The sequence below is a fragment of the Rhodococcus sp. ACPA4 genome, assembly GCF_002300185.1.
Classification (GTDB): domain Bacteria; phylum Actinomycetota; class Actinomycetes; order Mycobacteriales; family Mycobacteriaceae; genus Rhodococcus_F; species Rhodococcus_F globerula.
Window position 1 is genome coordinate 1078705 of sequence record NZ_NSDY01000002.1, and the last position, 21968, is coordinate 1100672.

General features: G+C 62.3%; 20 protein-coding genes. 8 read left to right on the forward strand and 12 right to left on the reverse strand.

The features are described from left to right. Positions 1–702 carry an NADPH-dependent F420 reductase gene (locus CJ178_RS28360; RefSeq protein WP_257013489.1) on the forward strand — a complete coding sequence of 234 codons (702 nt, stop codon included), beginning with the start codon at positions 1–3 and terminating at the stop codon, positions 700–702. A 59-nt stretch (positions 703–761) separates the two neighbouring features. On the opposite strand, the gene CJ178_RS28365 is transcribed toward CJ178_RS28360, so the two are convergent. Together CJ178_RS28365 and glpX are read right to left on the reverse strand one after the other, a co-directional pair. After that, positions 762–2165, reverse strand: a complete 1404-nt coding sequence (locus tag CJ178_RS28365; RefSeq protein ID WP_095888505.1) for a class II fumarate hydratase — start codon at positions 2163–2165, stop codon at positions 762–764. Positions 2166–2246: 81 nt separating this feature from the next. Continuing rightward, positions 2247–3281 carry a class II fructose-bisphosphatase gene (glpX, locus tag CJ178_RS28370; RefSeq protein ID WP_033234502.1) on the reverse strand — a complete coding sequence of 345 codons (1035 nt, stop codon included), beginning with the start codon at positions 3279–3281 and terminating at the stop codon, positions 2247–2249. Positions 3282–3461: 180 nt separating this feature from the next. On the opposite strand from glpX, the gene CJ178_RS28375 reads away from it, so the two are divergent. Beyond that, on the forward strand, positions 3462–4031 hold the full coding sequence (locus CJ178_RS28375; protein WP_033234501.1) for a DUF4245 domain-containing protein: 570 nt from the start codon (positions 3462–3464) through the stop codon (positions 4029–4031). Positions 4032–4127: 96 nt separating this feature from the next. On the opposite strand, the gene CJ178_RS28380 is transcribed toward CJ178_RS28375, so the two are convergent. The 3 genes from CJ178_RS28380 to CJ178_RS28390 are packed head-to-tail and all read right to left on the reverse strand — an operon-like array spanning position 4128 to position 6198. Continuing rightward, complete coding sequence (locus tag CJ178_RS28380; RefSeq protein WP_095888506.1) at positions 4128–4358, reverse strand: exodeoxyribonuclease VII small subunit; 231 nt, start codon at positions 4356–4358, stop codon at positions 4128–4130. Beyond that, positions 4355–5626, reverse strand: coding sequence for an exodeoxyribonuclease VII large subunit (gene xseA, locus CJ178_RS28385; protein ID WP_045069395.1), 1272 nt, complete (start codon positions 5624–5626; stop codon positions 4355–4357). The genes CJ178_RS28380 and xseA overlap by 4 nt, the downstream gene beginning before the upstream one ends. After that, complete coding sequence (locus CJ178_RS28390; RefSeq protein WP_033234498.1) at positions 5623–6198, reverse strand: lipid droplet-associated protein; 576 nt, start codon at positions 6196–6198, stop codon at positions 5623–5625. Before CJ178_RS28390 ends, xseA begins: the two co-directional genes overlap by 4 nt. A gap of 109 nt (positions 6199–6307) precedes the next feature. Here CJ178_RS28390 and CJ178_RS28395 point away from each other — a divergent pair, with 109 nt between their 5' ends. After that, the gene (locus tag CJ178_RS28395; protein ID WP_033234497.1) at positions 6308–7318 is read left to right on the forward strand and encodes a 4-hydroxy-3-methylbut-2-enyl diphosphate reductase; all 1011 of its coding nucleotides are present in this window, start codon (positions 6308–6310) and stop codon (positions 7316–7318) included. A 66-nt stretch (positions 7319–7384) separates the two neighbouring features. On the opposite strand, the gene CJ178_RS28400 is transcribed toward CJ178_RS28395, so the two are convergent. Continuing rightward, positions 7385–8398, reverse strand: a complete 1014-nt coding sequence (locus CJ178_RS28400; protein WP_033234496.1) for a DUF6542 domain-containing protein — start codon at positions 8396–8398, stop codon at positions 7385–7387. Positions 8399–8492: 94 nt separating this feature from the next. On the opposite strand from CJ178_RS28400, the gene CJ178_RS28405 reads away from it, so the two are divergent. Further along, complete coding sequence (locus tag CJ178_RS28405) at positions 8493–9668, forward strand: exonuclease SbcCD subunit D (protein ID WP_095888507.1); 1176 nt, start codon at positions 8493–8495, stop codon at positions 9666–9668. Further along, positions 9665–12643, forward strand: coding sequence for an AAA family ATPase (locus CJ178_RS28410; RefSeq protein WP_095888508.1), 2979 nt, complete (start codon positions 9665–9667; stop codon positions 12641–12643). The genes CJ178_RS28405 and CJ178_RS28410 overlap by 4 nt, the downstream gene beginning before the upstream one ends. Here the strand turns inward: CJ178_RS28410 and CJ178_RS28415 are convergent, their stop codons facing one another. Next, on the reverse strand, positions 12644–13840 hold the full coding sequence (locus CJ178_RS28415; protein WP_045069406.1) for an AI-2E family transporter: 1197 nt from the start codon (positions 13838–13840) through the stop codon (positions 12644–12646). 156 nt (positions 13841–13996) lie between these two features. Here CJ178_RS28415 and CJ178_RS28420 point away from each other — a divergent pair, with 156 nt between their 5' ends. Further along, positions 13997–14401, forward strand: coding sequence for a hypothetical protein (locus CJ178_RS28420; RefSeq protein WP_033234492.1), 405 nt, complete (start codon positions 13997–13999; stop codon positions 14399–14401). A 7-nt stretch (positions 14402–14408) separates the two neighbouring features. Here the strand turns inward: CJ178_RS28420 and CJ178_RS28425 are convergent, their stop codons facing one another. The 3 genes from CJ178_RS28425 to CJ178_RS28435 form a co-directional block, all read right to left on the reverse strand. Then, positions 14409–14603, reverse strand: coding sequence for a YbdD/YjiX family protein (locus CJ178_RS28425; protein ID WP_033234491.1), 195 nt, complete (start codon positions 14601–14603; stop codon positions 14409–14411). A gap of 2 nt (positions 14604–14605) precedes the next feature. Next, positions 14606–16888: a carbon starvation CstA family protein gene (locus CJ178_RS28430; RefSeq protein WP_033234490.1), complete on the reverse strand. Its 2283-nt coding sequence runs from the start codon at positions 16886–16888 to the stop codon at positions 14606–14608. A gap of 102 nt (positions 16889–16990) precedes the next feature. After that, on the reverse strand, positions 16991–18568 hold the full coding sequence (locus CJ178_RS28435; protein WP_095888721.1) for an FMN-binding glutamate synthase family protein: 1578 nt from the start codon (positions 18566–18568) through the stop codon (positions 16991–16993). Positions 18569–18660: 92 nt separating this feature from the next. On the opposite strand from CJ178_RS28435, the gene CJ178_RS28440 reads away from it, so the two are divergent. Then, positions 18661–19104, forward strand: coding sequence for a CD225/dispanin family protein (locus CJ178_RS28440; protein ID WP_033234489.1), 444 nt, complete (start codon positions 18661–18663; stop codon positions 19102–19104). 70 nt (positions 19105–19174) lie between these two features. After that, positions 19175–20254: a redox-regulated ATPase YchF gene (gene ychF, locus CJ178_RS28445; protein WP_033234488.1), complete on the forward strand. Its 1080-nt coding sequence runs from the start codon at positions 19175–19177 to the stop codon at positions 20252–20254. 212 nt (positions 20255–20466) lie between these two features. Here ychF and CJ178_RS28450 read toward each other — a convergent pair whose 3' ends face one another. Both CJ178_RS28450 and CJ178_RS28455 read right to left on the reverse strand, forming a co-directional pair. Beyond that, the gene (locus tag CJ178_RS28450) at positions 20467–21210 is read right to left on the reverse strand and encodes a hypothetical protein (RefSeq protein WP_095888509.1); all 744 of its coding nucleotides are present in this window, start codon (positions 21208–21210) and stop codon (positions 20467–20469) included. A 260-nt stretch (positions 21211–21470) separates the two neighbouring features. Further along, on the reverse strand, positions 21471–21878 hold the full coding sequence (locus tag CJ178_RS28455) for a hypothetical protein (protein WP_257013491.1): 408 nt from the start codon (positions 21876–21878) through the stop codon (positions 21471–21473). Positions 21879–21968 lie beyond the last annotated feature (90 nt).

The window sequence follows — 21968 nt, forward strand, 5'->3', positions numbered from 1 at the left end:
GTGTCGCGATACTCGACGAAGGAGCACAAGAATATGCGCATCGGAATTATCGGAGCTGGTCAGATCGGTGGAACGCTTACCCGCAGGCTGACCGCGCTTGGTCACGACGTGCGCGTCTCGAACTCTCGGACGCCCGACACTCTGGCAGACCTCGAGGCGGAAACCGGTGCAAAAGCGGTACTGAACACCGAAGCCGCCGAAGGTGCAGACCTGGTGATCGTGAGCATCCCGCAGAAGAACGTCGTGGACCTTCCCGCCGGCATTCTCGCGGGCGCTGCCGACGGCGCTCCGGTGATCGAGACCAACAACTACTACCCGCAGCAGCGAGACGGATTGATCGCCGCAATCGAAGACGGTCAGGCAGAAAGCGATTGGGTGCAAGAGCGCCTCGGAGTTCCGGTCTTCAAGGCATTTAACGGAATCTGGTGGAAGCACCTGCTCGAGAAGGGTCTACCGGAAGGGTCGAGCGGCCGCATCGCGCTCCCCATCGCCGGTGACGACGAGCTGAAGAAGCAGGTTGTCTTCGACCTGATCAATCAGCTCGGCTTCGACCCCGTCGACGCGGGCACCATCGAAGACTCCTGGCGCCAGCAGCCGGGAACTCCGGTCTACGGCAAGGATTTTGGTCGCGACGCTACGTTGAAGGCGCTGGCGGAGGCAACTCCCGAGCGCACGGACGAGTGGCGAGCTGTCGCGGAGTGACTGACTGACCTGTGCCTCGCGGCGGTTCGCGAATGCGGAACCGCCGCGAGGCCGGTGGGTTAGTCCTTGACCTTCGCCATCGCGAGCACGTCGAGGCGCTTGTCGAGCTCGGCTTCGCTGAGCTTGTCCGGAACCAGTCCGCGCTCGAGCACAACCTGCCGAATCGTCTTTTTCTCCTTCAATGCTTGCTTGGCAACGGACGCGGCTTCCTCGTATCCGATAGCCGAGTTGAGTGGCGTCACGATGGACGGCGAGGACTCGGCAAGGGTCTTGAGGTGTTCCTCGTGCGCAACCAAACCGCTGACACACTTGTCCGCGAACAACCGAGAAACGTTGGCCAGCAACGTGAATGACTCGAGTAGATTACGTGCCATCATCGGGATGTAGACGTTGAGCTCGAAAGCGCCGGCAGCGCCGCCCCACGCGATGGCTGCGTCGTTTCCGATCACCTGTGCGGCTACCTGCGTAACAGCCTCCGGCAGAACCGGATTGACCTTGCCCGGCATGATCGAGCTACCCGGCTGCAAGTCGGGGAGCGCTATCTCGCCGAGGCCCGTCAACGGTCCCGAACCCATCCAGCGAATATCGTTGGCGATCTTCGTCAGTGAGACCGCGATGGTGCGCAGGGCACCTGACGCTTCCACCAGTCCGTCACGGGCAGCCTGCGCCTCGAAGCTGTTCTTTGCCGGGGTCAATGCGTCGACGCCTGTCGACTTGACCAGTTCTGCAACAACTTTGGGCCCGAATCCGTCCGGCGCGTTGAGTCCGGTACCTACTGCGGTGCCGCCGATCGGTAGTTCGCCGAGTCGGGGGAGCGTTGCCTTGATTCGTTCGATGCCTGCCTCGATCTGGCGGGCGTAACCGCCGAACTCCTGGCCGAGGGTCACCGGAACTGCGTCCATCAGGTGGGTGCGTCCGGACTTGACGACGGACTTCCACTCCGCGGACTTCGCGGCGAGTGCAGCGTGCAAATGCTCCAGAGCCGGAACAAGATCCGTGACGGCGGCTTCCGTCGCTGCGACGTGCGTGGCCGTCGGGAAGGTGTCGTTGGAGGACTGTGACATGTTGACGTGATCGTTCGGATGCACATCCACGTCGTTGGCCTGTGAGATCGACGCGATGACCTCGTTGGCGTTCATGTTGGAACTGGTGCCGGAGCCGGTCTGAAAGACATCGATGGGGAACTGATCGTCGTGCTTGCCGTCGGCGATTTCATTGGCTGCCGAGATGATGGCATCGGCCTTGTCCGCGTCGAGCAGGCCAAGATCTTTGTTGACCTGCGCACACGCGGCTTTGAGAAGGCCCATCGCACGAATCTGAGTGCGTTCGAGAGGTCGGCCGCTGATCGGGAAATTCTCGACTGCGCGTTGGGTTTGCGCTCGCCACAGTGCGTCGATGGGCACCCGAACTTCACCCATGGTGTCGTGTTCGATCCGGAACTGCTGTTCGTTGCTTTCCGTCATGGTTCCAGAGTAGGGGCCTTCGGCCCCTGTGCGCCTTTTTGGTAGCGGTGACTACCAGAAAGGCGCACAGGGCGGAGCCTGTCAGAACGTCGGCGGAACCGCGCCCTCTTCGCCGTCGAAGTCCACCGAGCTGTACTCGCGGAGCTTCTCGAGGCGGTGGTACGCGTCGATCATGCGGACGGTGCCGGACTTGCTGCGCATCACGATGGACTGCGTACTGGCGCCGCCGCCGTAGTAGCGGACACCGCGCAGCAGGTCACCGTCGGTGACGCCGGTGGCGCAGAAGAAGACGTTCTCGCCCGAGACCAGATCCTCGGTGGTCAGGATGCGATCGAGATCGTGACCGGCGTCGATGGCCTTCTGACGCTCTTCGTCGTCGGTGGGAGCCAGCTTGCCCTGCAACGATCCGCCCATGCAGCGCATGGCCGCAGCGGCGATGATGCCCTCAGGGGTGCCGCCGATGCCGACGAGCATGTCGGTGCCGGACTCCGGACGCGCTGCGGCGATAGCGCCGGCAACGTCACCGTCGGAGATCAGGCGGATACGAGCGCCCGTGTCGCGAACGTCCTGGATCAGCTGGTTGTGGCGAGGACGGTCCAGGATGCAGATCGTGATGTCGGAGACCGACGCCTTCTTGACCTTGGCGACGCGCTTGATGTTCTCGGCGATCGGCGCGCTGATGTCGATGACATCTGCAGCGTCCGGTCCGACAGCGATTTTCTCCATGTAGAACACAGCAGACGGATCGAACATCGCGCCGCGCTCGGCAACAGCCAACACCGAGATGGCGTTGGGCATGCCCTTGGACATCAGCGTGGTTCCGTCAACCGGATCGACAGCGAAGTCGCAGTCCGGGCCGTCGCCGTTGCCGACCTCTTCGCCGTTGAACAGCATCGGCGCTTCGTCCTTCTCGCCTTCGCCGATCACAACGATGCCGCGCATGGACACCGAAGAAACGAGCTGACGCATCGCGTCGACGGCAGCTCCGTCGCCGCCTTCCTTGTCGCCGCGTCCTACCCAGCGACCTGCAGCCATCGCGCCGGCTTCGGTGACTCGGACCAATTCGAGAGCAAGGTTACGGTCCGGGGTCTCACGATGAATGCTGCTGGCCGTCATGTGCGGTGCCTCCTGGCGCGGTCGCGGTCGACGGGGTGTGTCGACGCAAGTGGTTTCTACAGGCGTGATTGTCCCAGATGGGAGCCACTGTGTGCGCTGCTGGGTCAGGGGCGTGGTGATTTGTCACGCTTAGGGGTACCGGGAATCGTTACAAGCGGCCGGTACCTGGATACTGGGAGTGTGGCATCGAAGAAACCCCGCATTCTCGAAGACAACAAAGACATGGTCTGGTCTCTCGTACCGCTGGTGCTGTTTTGCATCATCATCGCGGGCATCGCCAGCCAGTGCACGTTCAGCCCCGGAGGCCCCACCCAGGGGCCGATCCCGAGCGTCGACATCGACGCAGCGCTGAACTACGACGCCAAGGAACTGGGTTTCCCGATCCGCAAACCTGTAGTTCCCGAGGGCTGGACCCCGAACTCGGGTAGTCGGAAAGTGATCACCGGCGACGGCGGCGGCGATTCCAGCACTGTGGGATTCATCACGACCAACGGTAGCTACATTCAGCTGACGCAGAGCAATGCCGAAGAATTCCCCCTGGTGTCCTACGTAGCAGGCGGACAGCGTTTCGCGACGGGTGTCGAGGACATCGACGGCCATACCTGGAACGTCTTCGGCGGCGAGGGCGTCGAATCGATCTGGGTTACCGACGTCGACGGAGTTCGTCTCCTGATCACCGGCGCCGCTCCGGCCGAGGACTTCACGACCTTGGCGCGCAACGCCGGCCAGGCCGAGCCGATCGTCCCCTAGCTACTCGTCCGACGCGGACAGCCTCTACTCGTCCGACCCGGACAGCCTCTACTCGTCCGACCCGGACAGCCTCTACTCGTCCGACCCGGACAGCCTCTACTCGTCCGACGCGGACAGTGCCGTCTCCACACGAGCCCTAGCGCCCGCCAGGTGCTCCTCACAGCGCTTGGCGAGCGCTTCGCCACGCTCCCACAGGGCCAACGAGGCGTCGAGGTCCAGACCGCCCTGCTCGAGGATCTTCACGACGCCCACCAGTTCGTCGCGGGCAGCTTCGTACCCGAGTTCGCTGATGTCGACGTCTGCGGGGTTGTTCTCGGCGTTGCTCATTTTTCTCTTCCCATTACTGCGGCGCGAACAGCGCCGTCTGCAAGTCGAACTCGTATCTGCGTGCCGGGCGGCGCATCCTCGACCGAGCGCAGCACTTCCGGATCTCCGTCGGCGATGATGCGCTGCACCACGGCATAGCCCCGGGCCAGTGTGGCTGCCGGACCAAGAGTTGTCAGGCGTGCCCGTAAGTGCTCGACGGTTCGGGATTCGGAGTCGATCAGCCTGGTGACATCGCGTCGGCCTGCGGCTTGCAGTCGTTCGATTTCCTCGGCCCGACGGTCGATGGCCAGTAGCGGCGACGCCATCACGGGGCGGGTGCGCAGTTGCTCGATGAGGTGCGATTCGCGCTTGACCCAGCTGCGTAGCGCTGCGGCACTGCGATCGCGGAGTTCGGAGACCAGCGCTGCTTCCGCAACGGCGTCGGGAACTACCCGCTTGGCAGCATCGGTAGGGGTGGCGGCGCGAAGGTCGGCGACGTGGTCGCTCAACGGACTGTCGGGTTCGTGGCCGATTGCGCTGACGACAGGAGTCGTACAGGCGACGATGGCCCGGCACAATGCTTCGTCGGAGAACGGAAGCAGATCTTCGACGCTTCCGCCGCCGCGCGCGAGGATGATGACATCGACTTCGGGGTTCGCGTCGAGATCCTTCAACGCCTCGATGATCTGAGGCACGGCTGTCGGACCTTGAACTGCGGTGTTGCGCACAGCAATTGCGACAGCGGGCCAGCGACGATGGGCGACGGACACGACGTCCTTCTCGGCAGCACTGGCTCGTCCGGTGATCAGCCCGATTGTCCCGGGCAGGAACGGCAGCGGACGCTTGAGCCGGGGATCGAACAGCCCCTCGGCGGCAAGCAGTGCGCGTAGTCGTTCGATGCGCGCGAGCAGTTCACCGATGCCGACGGCCCGGATCTCGGTTACGCGCAGCGAGACGGTGCCGCGTCCGGTGTAGAACGAGAGCTTTCCGAACATCACTACCCGAGAACCTTCCGTCAACGGGACGGGAGAGTTGTGCAGTAGTTGCGGTGAGCACGTCACGGACAACGACATGTCGGCCGACGGATCACGAAGAACCAGAAACGCCGTCCGGGTGCCGGGGCGCGCATTGATCTGGGTGATCTGGCCCTCGACCCAAATGCTGCCGAGACGGTCGATCCATCCTGCGACCTTGGCCGAGACGGTACGAACCGGCCACGGTTGTTCGGGGGAGCTGGCACCCGAACCTGTCGGGCGTTGCTGTGCGGGCGGACGCTGGGCGGAAGTCACTTTGCCTTGGCTGTGGTGATGCGGTTGGTCAACATGGTGACGTACGGCGCGCGCGAACGAGTTGCGTTCTCGTAGTCGAGCAGCGTCGTCAGGTTCTCGACGCTCAACGACTTGATGCGGGCACGCAGCTCCGCGAGCGTGAGGTTGGCGTAGTCCAGTTCGGCAACAATGGGCGGTTCCGACGCAGCAGTGTTATCGGTATCACTGTCGAGATCAGCCTCCGCGTCCGGTTGGGGCGCGGTATCAGCTGTGGGATCGACCGAGTAGAGAGCGAACCGTCCGGCGTTGGTCGGGCTCTCCCGAGTCTTCGGCGACGACGGCTTCACGTCCTCGTCGAAAACGGCCCACTCCGGCTGCTCGTCGTCGCCGGACCAGCTGAGCAGCGCAAACGCCTGATCGCCCTTGATTGCGAGCGACGTGATGGACTGCTGTAGCCGCATGCTCGTCTGGAGCATCTGACTGACGGCGGTCATGGGCAGGGCGACTGCGGTTTCCGGAAGCTTCTTGGCTTCTTCCAACGCGGTGACGGCGAGTCCTGCAGCCACACGTGCCACGAACGGGGGTCGAATCATTCCAACAGCTTGCCGTAAAGCACCGACAATCGGTAGCCGACTCGGCGCTAGCGCGGAGGTAGACCTTCGCCGAAGTGTTGCACAAGGAAGCTGCCAGTAGGCTGGTGCCATGTCTTCGGCTGTTCCTCTCAATCTCGGTATCGCGCACTCCGCGGATTCGGCGTCCATTCGCAAGGGCACAGGCAAGCGGGTACTTCTCGCTGAGCCACGCGGCTATTGCGCCGGCGTCGACCGGGCGGTGGAGACCGTCGAAAAGGCGCTGGAAAAGCATGGCGCGCCCATCTACGTGCGCAAGGAAATTGTTCACAACCGTCACGTCGTCGAGACGTTGGAAGATCAGGGAGTGATCTTCGTCGACGAAACCGACGAGGTTCCCGAGGGTTCCCTTCTGGTCTTCTCCGCGCACGGCGTCTCACCGGCCGTCCACGAATCGGCTGCCGAACGCAATCTGCGCACCATCGACGCGACGTGCCCACTGGTCACCAAGGTGCACCAGGAAGCAAAGCGGTTTGCACGAGACGACTACGACATCCTGCTCATCGGCCACGAAGGCCATGAGGAAGTCGAAGGCACCGCAGGTGAGGCACCCAACCACGTCACGATCGTCGACGGCCCCGACTCTGTGGATGCGGTCACTGTCCGCGACGAGAACAAAGTGATCTGGCTGTCGCAGACCACGTTGAGCGTCGACGAGACGATGCAGACTGTCGCTCGTCTGCGAGATCGCTTCCCGAATCTGCAGGATCCGCCGTCCGACGACATCTGCTACGCGACGCAGAACCGTCAGGTCGCGGTCAAGGCCATGGCGCCCGAATGCGATCTGGTGATCGTGGTCGGCTCGCGCAACTCCTCGAACTCGGTTCGGTTGGTCGAGGTCGCACTCGGTGCGGGCGCCCGGGCGTCGTACCTGGTCGACTATGCCCGTGAAGTTGATCTGAGCTGGCTCGAGGGCGTCGAGACGGTCGGAATCACGTCCGGCGCTTCCGTCCCGGAGGTGCTGGTTCGCGGAGTGATCGACCTGCTGGCAGATCATGGTTTCAAGGATGTGCAGTCGGTGACCACAGCCAACGAGACGCTGGTGTTTGCGCTACCGCGCGAGCTGCGAGCAGCTCGCACCTAGTAGTCGCTACGAAAAACCCCGAACCAGCACACACAGGTTCGGGGTTTTTCGTTTGGTACAAGTGCGTCAGGTCGGCGTTTCGTCGCGGTCGCGGTAACGCACGCGCGGAGCCGGGTAGGCCGGCAGGTCCGCGCCCGCTGGGCGCCGACGCGGGGGGAGCGGCACGTCGTCGGCCCCACCTGAGGCAAAGAACGGTTCCATGCGTTCTTCGGAGGGGCGACCGGCTTCAGTGGTACGACGCTCTCCATACGACGGGTACTCGCGGCGCTCGCCGTACGAAGGGGAGTCGCTCCGCTCGCTGACCGGTTGGTTGCGTCGCGGCGGTTGGTAGCGATCGTGGTCTGGTTGGTAGCGATCGTGGTCGACGGGAGTGGAGCTACGACGCGGTGGTGTGCGATCAGGCGCGGCAGCCGGGCGGTACGACGGCCGCTCGTTGTAGACGGGACGTTCGCTGTACGCCGGGCGATCGGCCTCGCGTCGCCGGGGTTGCGGCGGGATCAGGTCCGTTGCCTCTGCGGCATCCGGTCGGCTCGGTTCCGGCCGACGGCGACGACGTTGCGCAGAATCGTCGCCCGTACTACGTGAGCTCTTGGCCGGCGGCGTGTCGCGCCGGGTTCGGGTGGATCGAACCGGACCCGTCGGACGCTGCTGCAGCAGGAAGTAACGCAGGCAGCCGATAATCAGGACCACGATGCTGGTAGCCAGCATGACGGGGAAGCGGTCTACCAGCGGGTATGCGATGTTGATGGCAATGTCGCGGAGTGAAGTGCTGTTTTCCTTGCCGATCAGGGTCTGAGCAACCGGTACCGCGACCAGAAGCAGGAGCGGGGGCTGCGCCATCGCCGTGAACAGTGACTTGTTTGCGGCGGCAACCACGGCGAACAGGCAACCGAGGAAGTAGAACGTCGAGAAGACGGAGGTCAGCTCGCCGCCACCGCCGGATGCATCGATCAGGACACCGATCGAAGTGACTCCGGCAGCGAGCAGAATGACTCCCCACCAGGGCAGGCCGGGGACTGTGACGACCAGAGATCGTTTGTCCAGCGGTACCCCGGAGCGAGCACGTTGGGTTGCAGACACACATTGACATTAGCCGCTTTCTCGGTGTGAGCAGTGTTTGTGCCGGTCGTGGCTTCGGGTTTATCTGTCGGTGGGGTCCTCTACCGTCACTGGAATGAAGATCCTGCACACGTCCGATTGGCACATAGGTCGCACTTTCCATGGTGTGGACTTGTTGGCCGATCAGGCGAGTGTGTTGAACACCATTGCGGCTCTGGTCCGTGAACACGGCGTGGACGTCGTGGTTGTTCCGGGGGATATCTACGATCGCTCCATTCCCAGTTCCGACGCGGTCACGGTGTGCAATCGAGGGTTCGAGGCCATACGTGATGCCGGGGCGATCATCGTCGCCACGTCCGGCAATCATGATTCGGCCGTGCGCTTGGGTGCCGGTGCGTCGTTTGCCGCGGCCGGCGGGCTGCATCTGATCACTCGAGTTGGTCAGGTCGATTCACCGGTTGTGGCCGAGGACGAGTTCGGTCCCGTGGTGTTCTACGGAATTCCGTATCTCGAACCGGAGATTACGAGAGTCGAGTTGGATGTGCCCCGTGCGCGTAGCCACTCGGACGTTCTCGGGGCGGCTATGGCCCGGGTGCGGGCAGACCTGACGGGTCGGCAAGAGAGTGACCCGAAAACCCGGTCGGTGCTTTTGGCACATGCCTTTGTAGTCGGCGGCGAGGCGACGGGTGAGGAGCGTTCCATTTCTGTGGGTGGCGTCGAGACGGTGTCGGCAGCGGAGTTCGACGGTGTCGATTACGTCGCGCTGGGGCATCTCCATTCGCCGCAGATGTTGTCGGAGCGGGTCTGGTATTCAGGTTCGCCGTTGCCGTACTCGTTCGGTGAGCGCAGCCATAGGAAAGCGGCGTTGTTGGTTGAACTCGACGGCAGCGGCCTCGTCTCGACGTCGCGTCTCGATCTTCCGATTGTTCGGGGATTGCGACAGTTGACGGGCACCCTCGAGGTGTTGCTGAGCTCGTCGGATTACGACGATGCCGAGGATTGTTACGTCTCGGCGCTGCTTACCGATCCGGTTCGCCCGATCGATGCGATGCGCGCGTTACACACGAGGTTCCCGTTTGCCGTCCATCTCGAATGGCAGCGGCCAGAAGGTAATTCGGAACTCAAATACCGCGACGCAGTGCGTGGTCGAGACGATATCGAAATCGCCCGGGGGTTTGTTTCCGCGGTCCGCAGCGAGCCTACCAAGGGCGAAATCTCTCTGATGGAAGATGCACTCGGTTCGGCTGATCGAGCCGACGAAGCCACAGCTGAACTGGGCGTGAGCGCGTGAGACTTCATACGCTCCAGGTCAGGGCCTTCGGCCCGTTCGCTGACACCGTCACGGTCGATTTCGACAGGCTGGGGGCCGACGGACTTTTCCTGTTGCACGGTGATACCGGCGCGGGCAAAACCACTGTCCTCGACGCCGTGGCCTTTGCGTTGTACGGCCGCGTGCCCGGTGCTCGAAACGAGGGCAAGCGGTTGCTGTCCGATCATGCTCCGGTCGGGTCCGTACCGCAAGTGACGCTCGAAGTGACCATCAGCGGTCGACGCCTCAAACTTGTTCGTAGTCCAGAGTTTTCGCGTCCGAAAAAACGTGGATCCGGTTCGATCGTCGAGAATGCCAAGGCAACTCTGACGTGGCTCGACGGCCGCGGCGAGAACCTCTCGCGAATTCCGGATATCGGCGACGAGATCAACCGACTGATGGGAATGAGCGCCGATCAGTTCTTCCAGGTTGTTCTGCTCCCACAAGGGGAGTTCGCCAAATTCCTTCGCGCCGAGAACGAGGAGCGCGGCAAGCTGCTCGAGCGACTGTTCGACACCAAGAAATTTGTGTCGGTCGAGGCGTGGTTCGACGAGAAGAAGAAAGCCAGTGCCAGCGCTCTCGCCGACAAAGAGCAGGCCGTGCAGGTCTTACTTGCGCGCGTCGAGACTGCGGCGGGTTTGGAAGTGGGAGCGGAAGCGCATCCGCTCGAATGGTCGCGCAAGTTGCTCGCGGAGGCGCAAGACGGCCGCGATCTGGCAAACGGAGTACTCGAGAAGTCCAAAGCTGCTGCAGCGGAGGCAAACCGAATTCTCGGGATTGCCGAGCGTACTGCGGATTTGGTGCGCCGTCGAGACCGTGCGCGCGCAGAGATCATTGCACTGGACGAGGGGTCGGCAGACCTGGCGGTCATTGCAGACGAGTTGGCTACAGCCACACGGGCGCAACCGGTTTCGGTAATCTCTCAGGATTCGGATTCGGCGCAACGGGCAATGGCGTCGGCACTCGCACAGGCTGAGAAGGCGGTGACGCTCTACTCCGAGCACGGCGGTCCCGACATCTTCGGTGGGGGAGGGTGGCCGGCGCGAGACGGTGAACGCGGCGAGGTCTTGGCCCAGGTCCGAGACTGGCGAGACGAGATCGTGCGACTGGATTCGGTGGCCGAGCAGGCGCGGATCGCGGATGCGGCGGAGTCGGAGATCGGCACACTGTCGGCGCGGCACGCCAAGATGATCGCCCGCACCGAGGATATCGCCCGCCAGCGCGCGCAGCTGCCGGAACAATTGAGCTCTGCCGCATCGGAACTCGCCGATGCGCAGCGCTGCGAAGCGTCGTTGCCGGGCCTTCGAGCTGCCTACGCAGCGGCGGCGGACAGTGCTTCGGCTGCGCGCGACATCGTTGGTGTGCGGGCAAGGGCCGAGGCAATGCGCGCCACAGTGCTTGATGCGCGGGACGCACATCAAGCGGCGCGCGGTCGCTGGCTTGATCGCGTGCAAACGCGTATCGAGGGAATGGCGGCGGAACTGGCCGGTTCACTGAAACCGGGTGACGCGTGCCAGGTGTGTGGTTCTCCGGAGCATCCCGCACTTGCGCAGCCCGGAACCGACACCGTGACCGAGGTGGACGTGGAGAAAGCCGCAGTTCTCGAACGCGCCGCAGAAGGTGCTTTGACGGTCGTTCTCGAGCAGGAGAGCGCTCTGGCGTTGGAGATCGAGCGTTTGATCGCCCGCGGCGGCGATGGTGATGTCACGGAACTCGAGGCAGTGCGAGAGCGGGCACAAGCGGCGCTCGAGAGTGCAACATCCATGGCGCGTCGGGCAGCCGATTTGGCTGCAAAGGCAGCGGAACTCAGCGGCCGCGACAACACACTCGAGCAGGAGTCCTCAGCGTTGGCCACGGAAGCGGCCACAGTCATCGAGCGTATCTCTGCTCTGACGCTGCGAGCGCAGGAGATTCGCGCCGCGATTGTCTCTGCAGCGGGCGAGGATTCGAGCATCTCCGCCAGGCGGGCCCGGTTCGAGACCTGGGCAAACGCAGCTGTGACGGCTTCGGAAGCCCGCGACGACGCGGCCCGAGCACAGGCTCGAGCTGCCGAGTTGTCGGCCAAACTGGTTGATGCAGCACTCTCCGCTGGTTTCGAGTCGGCTCCGGCCGCGCTGGCAGCTGTTCGGACGCCGGCACGCATCGCGGCTCTAGAGGCTGAGGTTGCCCGGGCACGTGATCGCAGAGTAGCCGCGAGGTCAGTTCTCGACGACCCAGATGTTGCTGCAACGGCTGATGTTGCGACTGTGGACGTGGATGGACCGGCGCTGGTTTCGCGTGAATGTGCGGCGGCGGTCAACGAGGCTGTGGCAGCGGCGTCCTTGGCCGAGAATCGGGTTTCGGACCTCGAGCGGCTCAACGGCCAGCTCGAGAAAGCCTACGAGGCAATCGCGCCGCAGCGTGCGCGCCACGACGAGTTGGCAGCGCTGGCAGACGTGATCGCGGGCAAGGGGCAGAACAACCGCAAGATGTCATTGCGGTCGTATGTGTTGGCGTCGCGGCTCGAGGAAGTTGCACTGTCCGCGTCGGTTCGGTTGCGTCGAATGTCCGGTGGACGATACGAATTCGTTCACAGTGACGAAGCCGGATCCCGTGGTCGCCGCGGTGGGCTCGGGCTTGATATCCGTGACGATTTCACGGGCGTCGTGCGGTCGGCAAAAACGCTGTCGGGCGGTGAGTCCTTCTTGGCGTCGCTGTCTTTGGCATTGGGGCTTGCCGATGTTGTTGCGGCTGAATCCGGTGGCGTTGTGCTGGACACCATGTTCATCGACGAGGGATTCGGAACGCTCGATGCAGACACACTCGACTCGGTGATGGGTGTACTGGACGAACTTCGCGACGGTGGACGTGTTGTCGGGATAGTCAGCCACGTCGACGAAATGCGACAGCGAATCCCGAGTCGCCTGCACGTCATTCGGGGACGTGCAGGCTCCTCGGTAGAACTGATTGCCGGCTGATCAGGCCTTCTGGTCTCCGGCGGTGTTTGCGCCGTTCTCGGACTGTTCGACCAGATCGGCCGCGTCGCCCTTCGGCATAGGTTCGTTGTCGGTTGCGCGTTCGTCGATCTGCTCGCCGATGTAGCGGATGACGACGGCGGCGACAGCGGCCACGGGGACTGCGAGGAATGCGCCGATGATTCCGTAGAGGGAGCTACCCGCCGCGACGGCGAGAAGCACGATAACGGCATGGAGCTTCATCGACTTGCTTTGCAGGACAGGCTGAAGGACGTTTCCTTCGATTTGCTGCACCAGCAGGATGATGATCAACACGATGATCGCCGTGGTCAGGCCGTTGGCTACCAACGCAACCAACACCGCAAGGGCGCCGGCAACAAATGCGCCCACAATCGGAATGAAGCCGCCGATGAAGGTGAGAATCGCGAGCACGGGTGCCAGAGGGACGCCGAGGATCAACAGTCCGGCGCCGATGAACACTGCGTCGATCAGACTCACCAGAGCCTGGGTGCGGATGAATCCACCAAGGGTGTCCCACATGCGCGTCAGAACTTCTTCGAGGTGCCGTCCGGCCTTTCCGCCGCCCACCGCATGGAGCCACGGGATGAACCGCGGGCCGTCCTTGATGAAGAAGAACGACAGGACCAGAACGAGGCCCAGGGTGACGAGAAGGGAACCAGCGGTACTCACGCCACTGAAAACGCCTGAGGCGATAGCGGTTCCACTTTCCTGGACCTTGGCGACAACTGAATGGATGGCGTTGTCGATCTGATCGTCTTGCAAGTTCAGCGGCGGTCCTTGGAGCCAGTCCTGAACTTGGTTGATGCCCTCGGTTGTCTTGTTCGCGAGTTCAGGGGCCTGCCCGACTACCGACGGGATGATCCCGGCGATCACACCTGCGAGCACTCCGATCGACAGCAGCAGGGTGATGCCGGCGGCCGCTGCCGGCGGTAATCCGCGTTTGACCATTTCGCGAGTTGGCGGCCACATGACAGTCGCAAGGACAATCGCCAGAGCCACGGGCAGCACGATTACCCACAGCTTTTCGACGAGCCAGCCGAAAATCAATGCGCCGATCGAAATGGATGCCAAGACCAATGACCATTTGGCGAGCCACAGGCCGCCCTGTCCGATGATCTCGCCGCGGTCGCGTGTACGCGCGGGAGCCGGCCCAGCTACCTCGTTGCCTTGCTCGCTCACTGATCGTCCTTTCGGTCGGCGTGGGGTTCTCCCCGCCGATGTAATTGACGTGGTTTCGCTTGCCTGATCGTAACGCTGTCCGGTTTGGTGCAGTACGCGCGACGCTAACGGTTGATCGGTATCTGGCGGCGTCGGTGCGCGGCTACCATTTCCGTTATGAGAATTGCAGCAGCAGTTGTGGCAGCAACAATCGTCGTTCTGGGTCTCACCGCGTGCAGCGAGGAACAGACGAACGATGCACAGGACAAGGTCAACAGCGCGATCACCAGTGGGCAGCAGGCTTTCGAGACTGCAAAAGAGTCAGCGGGCAATGCCATCGATCAGGGAAAATCTGCCCTGTTCGTGGCAACGTTCCGCGGTGCGTACGCGCCGTTGGCGGCTGATCGTGATGACGCGGACATCGAGAAGATCCTGACGACAACGTGTGACGAAGTCGCGAAGGGCACCGACGAGGCAGAAGTGAAGGCAGAGATCATCACTCTGGCGGAAAACAACGGAACTGTTCCGACTCAGGAGCAGGCCGACCACATTTACTCTCTGGCCAAGGCAGCCTGCCCCTGATCGTCAGTCAGCAGCAGCGGGCACCAGGATTGCTGTCCGCTGCTGCGTGACGTCGACGCCAGAACTCACGCTCGCTCAGAAGCGGCGCATCGGTGTGGTTCCGCCGGGTGTGTTCGACGTACCGGGCGTAGTCCAGATCGCCCATCACCGAACGGATCCACCACAGGATGCCGCGCAGGGTTGTTGCGACGTGTGCAGTCATGATCAGTGCCCACCCGCATGTGCGGCGCCGGGTGCGCGAACCTTACCCGCCTTGATGAGCTCGTCCCATTCCTTCTGAACTTCCTTTTCTGCCGGTGTCGGGATGAAGCTCGCGGGACCGAAGATCTTCGACGGTTCCTCGGGGGATTCGGTTGTGGGTAGTCCACCGGCCCTGATTGCCTTGATGCACACGATGATTCCGGCAATCACCACGACGATGACGAGTGACGCGAAGATGATCGACAACGTGCCCTGAATGAACGTGTTGCGAATGACGGCGTCGATTGCTTCGGGAGTCTTCGCGGAGCCGTGCGACGTCTCACCTGCGGCCTTCGCATCCTTGAACACGTTGTGCTGAGCCCAGTATCCGATTGCCGGATTGTCGGAGAAGATCTTCTGCCACGACGCCGTCATGGTGACGATCAAGTCCCACACCAACGGAACTCCGGGGATCCAGGCCCACTTGAACAGTCCCTTTTTCATCACGATCGTCATGACCACTGTCAGTGCGATGGCTGCGAGTAGCTGATTGGCGATTCCGAACAGGGGGAAGAGCGTGTTGATGCCGCCGAGTGGATCGGTGACGCCCATCAGCAGGATTGCGCCCCAGGCCGCAACAACGATCAGCGAGCAGAGCCACGCACCGATGCGCCACGACGGATCCTTGAACTTCTTTGCGGGACCGCCGAAGTTACCCAGTGAGTCCGAGAGCATGAACCGCGCAACTCGGGTGCCGGCGTCGATGGTCGTGAGAATGAAGAGCGCCTCGAACATGATCGCGAAGTGATACCAGAACGATTTCAGTGAGTCACCACCGAACACGTCGCTGAGGACTTCGGACATGCCGAACGCCAGCGTCGGAGCGCCGCCCGTTCTCGAGATGATCGATTCCTCTCCGACGGCCTCAGCTGCCTGAGACAGGACGTCGGGGGAGATGGGAGCGATTCCGAGGGGCAGGTTGTTGACGTATTCTGCTGCGGTTTCCGGTGTTCCGCCGGTCAGTGCGGCGGGAGCGTTGAGCGCGAAGTACAGGTGCTGATCGAGGATGCAGGCGGTAACCAGGGCCATGATGGCGACAAACGATTCGGTCAGCATGCCGCCGTAGCCGATCATCCTGGTCTGGCTTTCCTTCTCCAGCAGCTTCGGTGTGGTTCCCGACGCGATCAGTGCGTGGAACCCCGAGAGTGCGCCGCAGGCGATGGTGATGAACAGGAACGGGAACAGTGCGCCGGCGAAGGCAGGTCCCTCTCCGTTGGAAGCGAACGGCGTAACGGCAGGCATGTTCAGTGCTGGTCGCGCAACCAGAATTCCGATGGCCAGCAAGGCAATTGTGCCGACCTTCATGAACGTCGACAGGTAGTCGCGGGGTGCGAGGAGAAGCCACACGGGCAGGACAGAGGCGGCAAATCCGTACGCGATCATCAGCCACGCGATGGTGACCTTGGACAGCGTGAACCAGTCTGCGCCCCAACCGGTATCGGCGACCCAGCCGCCGGAGACGATGGCCAGCAGCAGCAGGACCACGCCGATCAGCGACACCTCGGAGACCTTGCCGGGGCGAAGGTAACGCAGGTAGACGCCCATGAACAGTGCGATGGGGATGGTCATCGCGATAGAGAAGACGCCCCAGGGACTTTCGGCGAGCGCGTTGACAACCACAAGTCCGAGAACGGCGATGAGGATGATCATGATGACAAAAACGCCGATCAGTGCCGCGACGCCGCCGACGAGGCCGAGTTCTTCACGAGCCATCTGACCGAGGCTGCGGCCGCGTCGTTTGGACGAGATCCACAGAACCAGGAAATCCTGTACGGCACCGGCAAAGACGACTCCGATGATGATCCACAGAGTGCCTGGCAGATAACCCATTTGCGCGGCCAGGACCGGACCGACCAGTGGGCCGGCGCCCGCGATGGCTGCGAAGTGGTGACCGAAGAGAACCCGTCGATCCGTCGGCATGTAGTCCGCGCCGTTTTCCATGATTTCGGCAGGGGTGGCGACGTCGTCGCGTGGTTTGACGATTTTGCGTTCGATCAACCGCGCGTAGAACCGATAGGCGATCAGGTAGGTGCAGATTGCGGCCAACACGAACCAGACGGCGCTGATGTGTTCGTTTCGCACTATCGCGATCATGTACCAGGCGAGGCCGCCTACCAGTCCGATGACCAGGAACACGAAGCGCGCAGTCGGCGAGATGGGGGTGCGGTCCACCACGCCGACGGGTGGCAGGTCAGGGTCTGTTTTCAGGTACTCGACATTCGGTTCCGGCGCCGTCGTCAGGCTCATCGTCGAACTCCGTCCACTAGTTCAGATGTGGCCGCCGTCACAGCGGGCCATCTGTCACTGTAGGACTAGAAGAGTGAATCCGCGCGGCACCTGGCCGGTATTTCAGAATCGATGGGCGTCGGCGTCGATCCAGTCGGTGAGCCAGCTTTGTGGCGGGGAGTCGAGGAGTTCGCCAGGCATGAGCCAGTCGAAGAGATCGGCATACGTCCGGGTTGTGAGGCCGTCGATCCGGCGGTTGAGCATCGCCGGTTCCAGCTGATCGAAGGAGTCGATACCCATCGACGCGATCATCTGTTGCGCGCTTGCGACGGTTGCCTTCTGGAATCGATACACGCGTTCGCTCTTGTCGGGGATGTCGAGCGCACGGGTGCGGGCCGGGTCTTGAGTCGCAACGCCGACGGGACAGCGGTTGGTGTGGCACATCTGGGCCTGAATACAGCCAACGGCAAACATCATGGCGCGGGCGGCCATCGTGAAATCGGCTCCCTGAATGATGCGTTTGACGATGTCGGAGCCGCTGGCAACCTTGCCGGACGCGCCGACCTTCACGAGACCCCGTAATCCCGTCCCCACCAACGCATTGTGGACCAACATCAATCCCTCGGTCAGCGGCATACCCATGTGGTCCTCGAACTCGACCGGACCTGCTCCGGTTCCGCCCTCGGAACCGTCGACGATGATGAAGTCGGGCGTGACGCCGCGCTCGATCATCGCCTTGCAGATGCCGAGGAACTCACGACGCGAGCCCACGCAGAGTTTCAGTCCGACCGGCTTGCCGCCGGACAATGTCCGCAGAGTGTGAACGAAGTCGACCAGTTCGACAGGGGTACTGAATGTGGTGTGCGCAGGCGGCGATATGACGGTCTGGCCGACGGGAACGCCTCGGGTGTCGGCGATTTCGGGGGTGACCTTGACTCCGGGAAGTACCCCACCCAATCCGGGCTTGGCGCCTTGCGAGAGCTTGATCGAGATGGCCTTCACCTGGTCAAGAGCCGCACGCTCGGCAAAGCGGTCCGGATCAAATTGCCCGTCAGCGGTTCGGCACCCGAAGTATCCCGACGCGATTTCCCAGATCAGATCGCCGCCGTGTTTGCGGTGATGCGGACTGATGGCTCCTTCGCCGGTGTCGTGGGCAAATCCGCCCTTCGCGGCGCCGGCGTTGAGTGCCTCGATTGCGTTGGCGGACAACGACCCGAAGCTCATCGCGGAGACGTTCAGAAGAGCGATGTCGTACGGTTTGGTGCAATCGCGTCCGCCGAGACGCACTCGCGGAATAGTGTCGGGGGCCTTGCGGGCCCGGATCGAATGTGTCATGAACTCGTAGCCGATTGCATTGACGTCGCGCTCGGTCCCGAACGGTTCCTCAGCCAGAGTGCCCTTTGCGCGTTCGTAGACCAGATCGCGCGTCTCGCGATCGAATGGCGTTCCATCGGTGGATGATTCGACGAAGTACTGCTGAATCTCCGGTCGAATCTTTTCGAGCAGAAAGCGGGCGTGTCCGATGACGGGATAGTTTCGCAGAATGCTGTGCCGCCGTTGACTCAGGTCGTAGGTGCCCACCATTGCCACAGCGAGCGCGACGACAGCGATCACCCACCACCCCGGGGCGACGACGCTCGCAAGCGTCGCGGCTCCGAGACCAACTATCCATATGGCGAGCACGATCAGCATCCGGGTCACACCGCGAGCGTAGGCGCTCACTACGACACGGCAACGCCTGCTTCCGTTAGGTTCCTCAGTAGAGGAACCGAAACCGAATTTTTGGGGGAACGATGACCGAACCGCAGGAACCTAAACCGACTTACGGCGAGACACCGAGTTACGACCAATCGGGCAACGCCGGCCAGCAGTATCAGCAGTACCCGACCGAGCAGTATCCGTCAGGTCAGCAGTACGGCACGCCGCAGCAGTACGCCGCCCCGCAGTCCTACGCGCAGCCTCAATACGGTCCGCCGAAATCGAATGCAGGTTGGGCCGTCGCCGCGATCATCTTCTTCTGGCCCGTCGCGTTTGCCGCGTTCAATCATCTGCACGATATCTACCCGAAGTGGGCGATGGGCGATCACCAGGGCGCGCAGTACGCGTCAGAGCGGGTGAAGAAGCTCGGCCAGATCGCGCTCTTGATTGCCGTCATCGGATGGATTCTGCTGATCGCGTTCTACGTCATCTTCCTGGTCGCGGTCGTGGCGTCCGTCGACAACTACAACTACAACTGATCACCTGCGGCGACGTGACGGTGGGGCGAGTACCCGTCGCGTCGCCGCGAGGCCGTAGAATCCACAGACCGTGAGCCTTACCCTCGGAATCGTCGGACTGCCCAACGTCGGCAAGTCCACCCTTTTCAATGCACTGACCAACAACGACGTGTTGGCTGCGAACTACCCGTTCGCGACCATCGAACCCAACGTCGGCCTGGTCGAGCTGCCCGATCCGCGGCTGCAGAAGCTCGCCGAGATCTTCGGCTCCGAGCGCATCCTTCCCGCGACCGTGTCGTTCGTCGACATCGCCGGAATCGTGAAGGGCGCCTCCGAGGGCGCAGGCCTTGGAAACAAGTTCCTCGCCAACATTCGTGAAGCTGACGCAATCTGCCAGGTAGTGCGCGTCTTCGCCGACGACGACGTCATCCACGTCGACGGCAAGGTCGACCCGGCCTCCGATATCGAGGTCATCGAGACCGAGCTCGTGATCGCAGACATGCAGACACTCGAGAAGGCTCTCCCGCGTCTGGACAAGGAAGCTCGCAAGAACAAGGAGCTCAAGCCTGCCCACGACGAGGCACTCAAGGCTCAGGCCTTCCTCAACGAGGGCACGACGCTCTTCAGCGTCAAGGACAAGCTCGACTTCTCGCTGCTGCGTGAACTGAGCCTGCTCACCACCAAGCCCTTCCTCTACGTTTTCAACGCCGACGAGTCTGTGCTCACCGACGCAGCGAAGGTCGAAGAACTGCGCGCATCCGTCGCTCCGGCCGACGCCGTGTTCCTCGACGCGAAGGTCGAGCAGGAACTCCTCGAGCTGGACGAGGAAGACCGCCAGGAAATGCTCGACTCGATCGGTCAGACCGAGCCCGGCCTGCACGCGCTCGCGCGCACCGGCTTCCACACCCTCGGGCTGCAGACCTACCTGACGGCCGGTCCGAAGGAAGCGCGCGCGTGGACCATCCACAAGGGTGACACCGCGCCCCAGGCTGCCGGCGTCATTCACACCGACTTCGAGCGCGGCTTCATCAAGGCTGAAATCGTGTCCTTCGACGATCTCGTCGAGGCGGGTTCCATGGCCGCAGCCAAGGCTGCCGGCAAGGTCCGCATGGAGGGTAAGGACTACATCATGGCCGACGGCGATGTGGTGGAGTTCCGCTTCAACGTGTAGTGGTGCTGTGTTTCCCCAGGTGGGCAGTGCGATCCTCCGGCAAAAAAGCTGGTGAGAGTACGTTTTCCGTCGTCCTGTGTTCGCTTCGTGCGCACCCCGTATTAGCCCCGGAACGGCTCGCGATGGGGCTAGAACCGGGCTAGCAGCACCGACCTCGAATACGAAAGAACCCCGCCGTGAGTACGGCGGGGTTCTTTTGTTGGAAGGCGTACTTACTGGGCTGCGGCCTCGCGGTTGACGATCGACACGATGCTGTCATAGGTCAGCGACATACCGAGGGATGCCGTGATGCAGCCAGCTGACTGTGTTCTCGACATCTCACATCTAGCATCGGTGTACGTGTCGTGGTTTTCTTTGTATCTCTCAATAGCGCCAAGGACATCGGACCTGGCCTTGCTCTTAGGAAGCTCCTCGGCATCGCGTGCGAACGAGTCGATCCCTGCGTTCTGAAGTCCGAGGCACGTAGCTTGGTATGCCGCGTTCAGGTTGCCGCAGTTCAGCCCGAGGAACTTAGAGTATTCGCTTTGTAGGTACTTCCAGTTGGTCACACCCGTCTCCGCGACCGAGGCCATTGCTGCAGATGTCGCGGTAATGTCGGCGGAGTTCTGTATCACCGATGCGTGGTATTTCTCCCAGATAGGTCCACTGCACTCGTCAGGGTTCACATTCGCGTCGTAAACCGATTTATCAGCGAGAATCGCGTCGAGTCGCCGCTGAGCATCCGCACGTTGCTCGGCCGACAGAGATTTGTCCATTGATTCCCTGAGCGTCTCACTCTGCCTCAATTGCCGCTCACCCATTCCCTGATACGCATCACACGCCTTCGCGCGGAGAGAGGCGTCCTCGGCGACGGTCTGAGTGGGGGCTGAATTGACATCATTCGCGGTTCCACTCCCACATCCAGCGAGTCCGCATATAGCAAGGGCAGCAAACGCACCCGCAAACAATCTCTTCATTCTGACTCCTGAAAGGAAGAGCCCAGCGGAATCACCGGGCGATAATGCCAGAATTGAACCATGCGTCCGGTTTTAGTCGAGCGATTGGGATGGAGGGAAGTGATCGTCGCGGACGTATCGCTCGGAAATGCCTGTGCCGTTGCGCGTGCTGTGGTTGGTAACTACTGGCCTGCAACGCCTTTTAGACAGGCCCACCGAGCCAGCGAACTGGTTCGCCGTGCCGGGTGTGCGTGTGTGCGCACCCGGCACAACGTCAAGCATTAGCGCTTCAATTTCGTGCCTGCGGCAGCTCTGCGGTTGGGGTTGGGCCTGGCTGCGAAGGTCAGCTTCTTTTGCTGAACGTCCAAACTGGGCGTGATATCGAAACGGCGGTTGGGCTTTCCGCGATATCCCACGGCACCCTTAACGACCACGCCCCGGCCATTCGGCGTCTTGAACTCAGCACCGACCTTCACGCCCTTGAATTCGCCGGTCTGGCCGACGGCAAGGTTTCTAGAGAAGGAACCCGGCACGTAACTGTTGCCGATACCCGTCACCACTTTCTTGGCTCCGGTCTTCGTCGCAGCCTTGGTCGCAGTGCGAGCACCCTTGGCCGTAGAAGCGATCTTCGTCCCCGCGCCAGAGAACCGGCCAAGGCGGTCTCGGCGCTGATTTCTCTTCCGGGCCATGTCAGGCACAACCTCTCGCTGCGAGTTCGTCAGCCAGAGCACGTAGGCCAGCGGGATCGCCCATCGGAGGCGTCTTGCCGCGATAGCGAC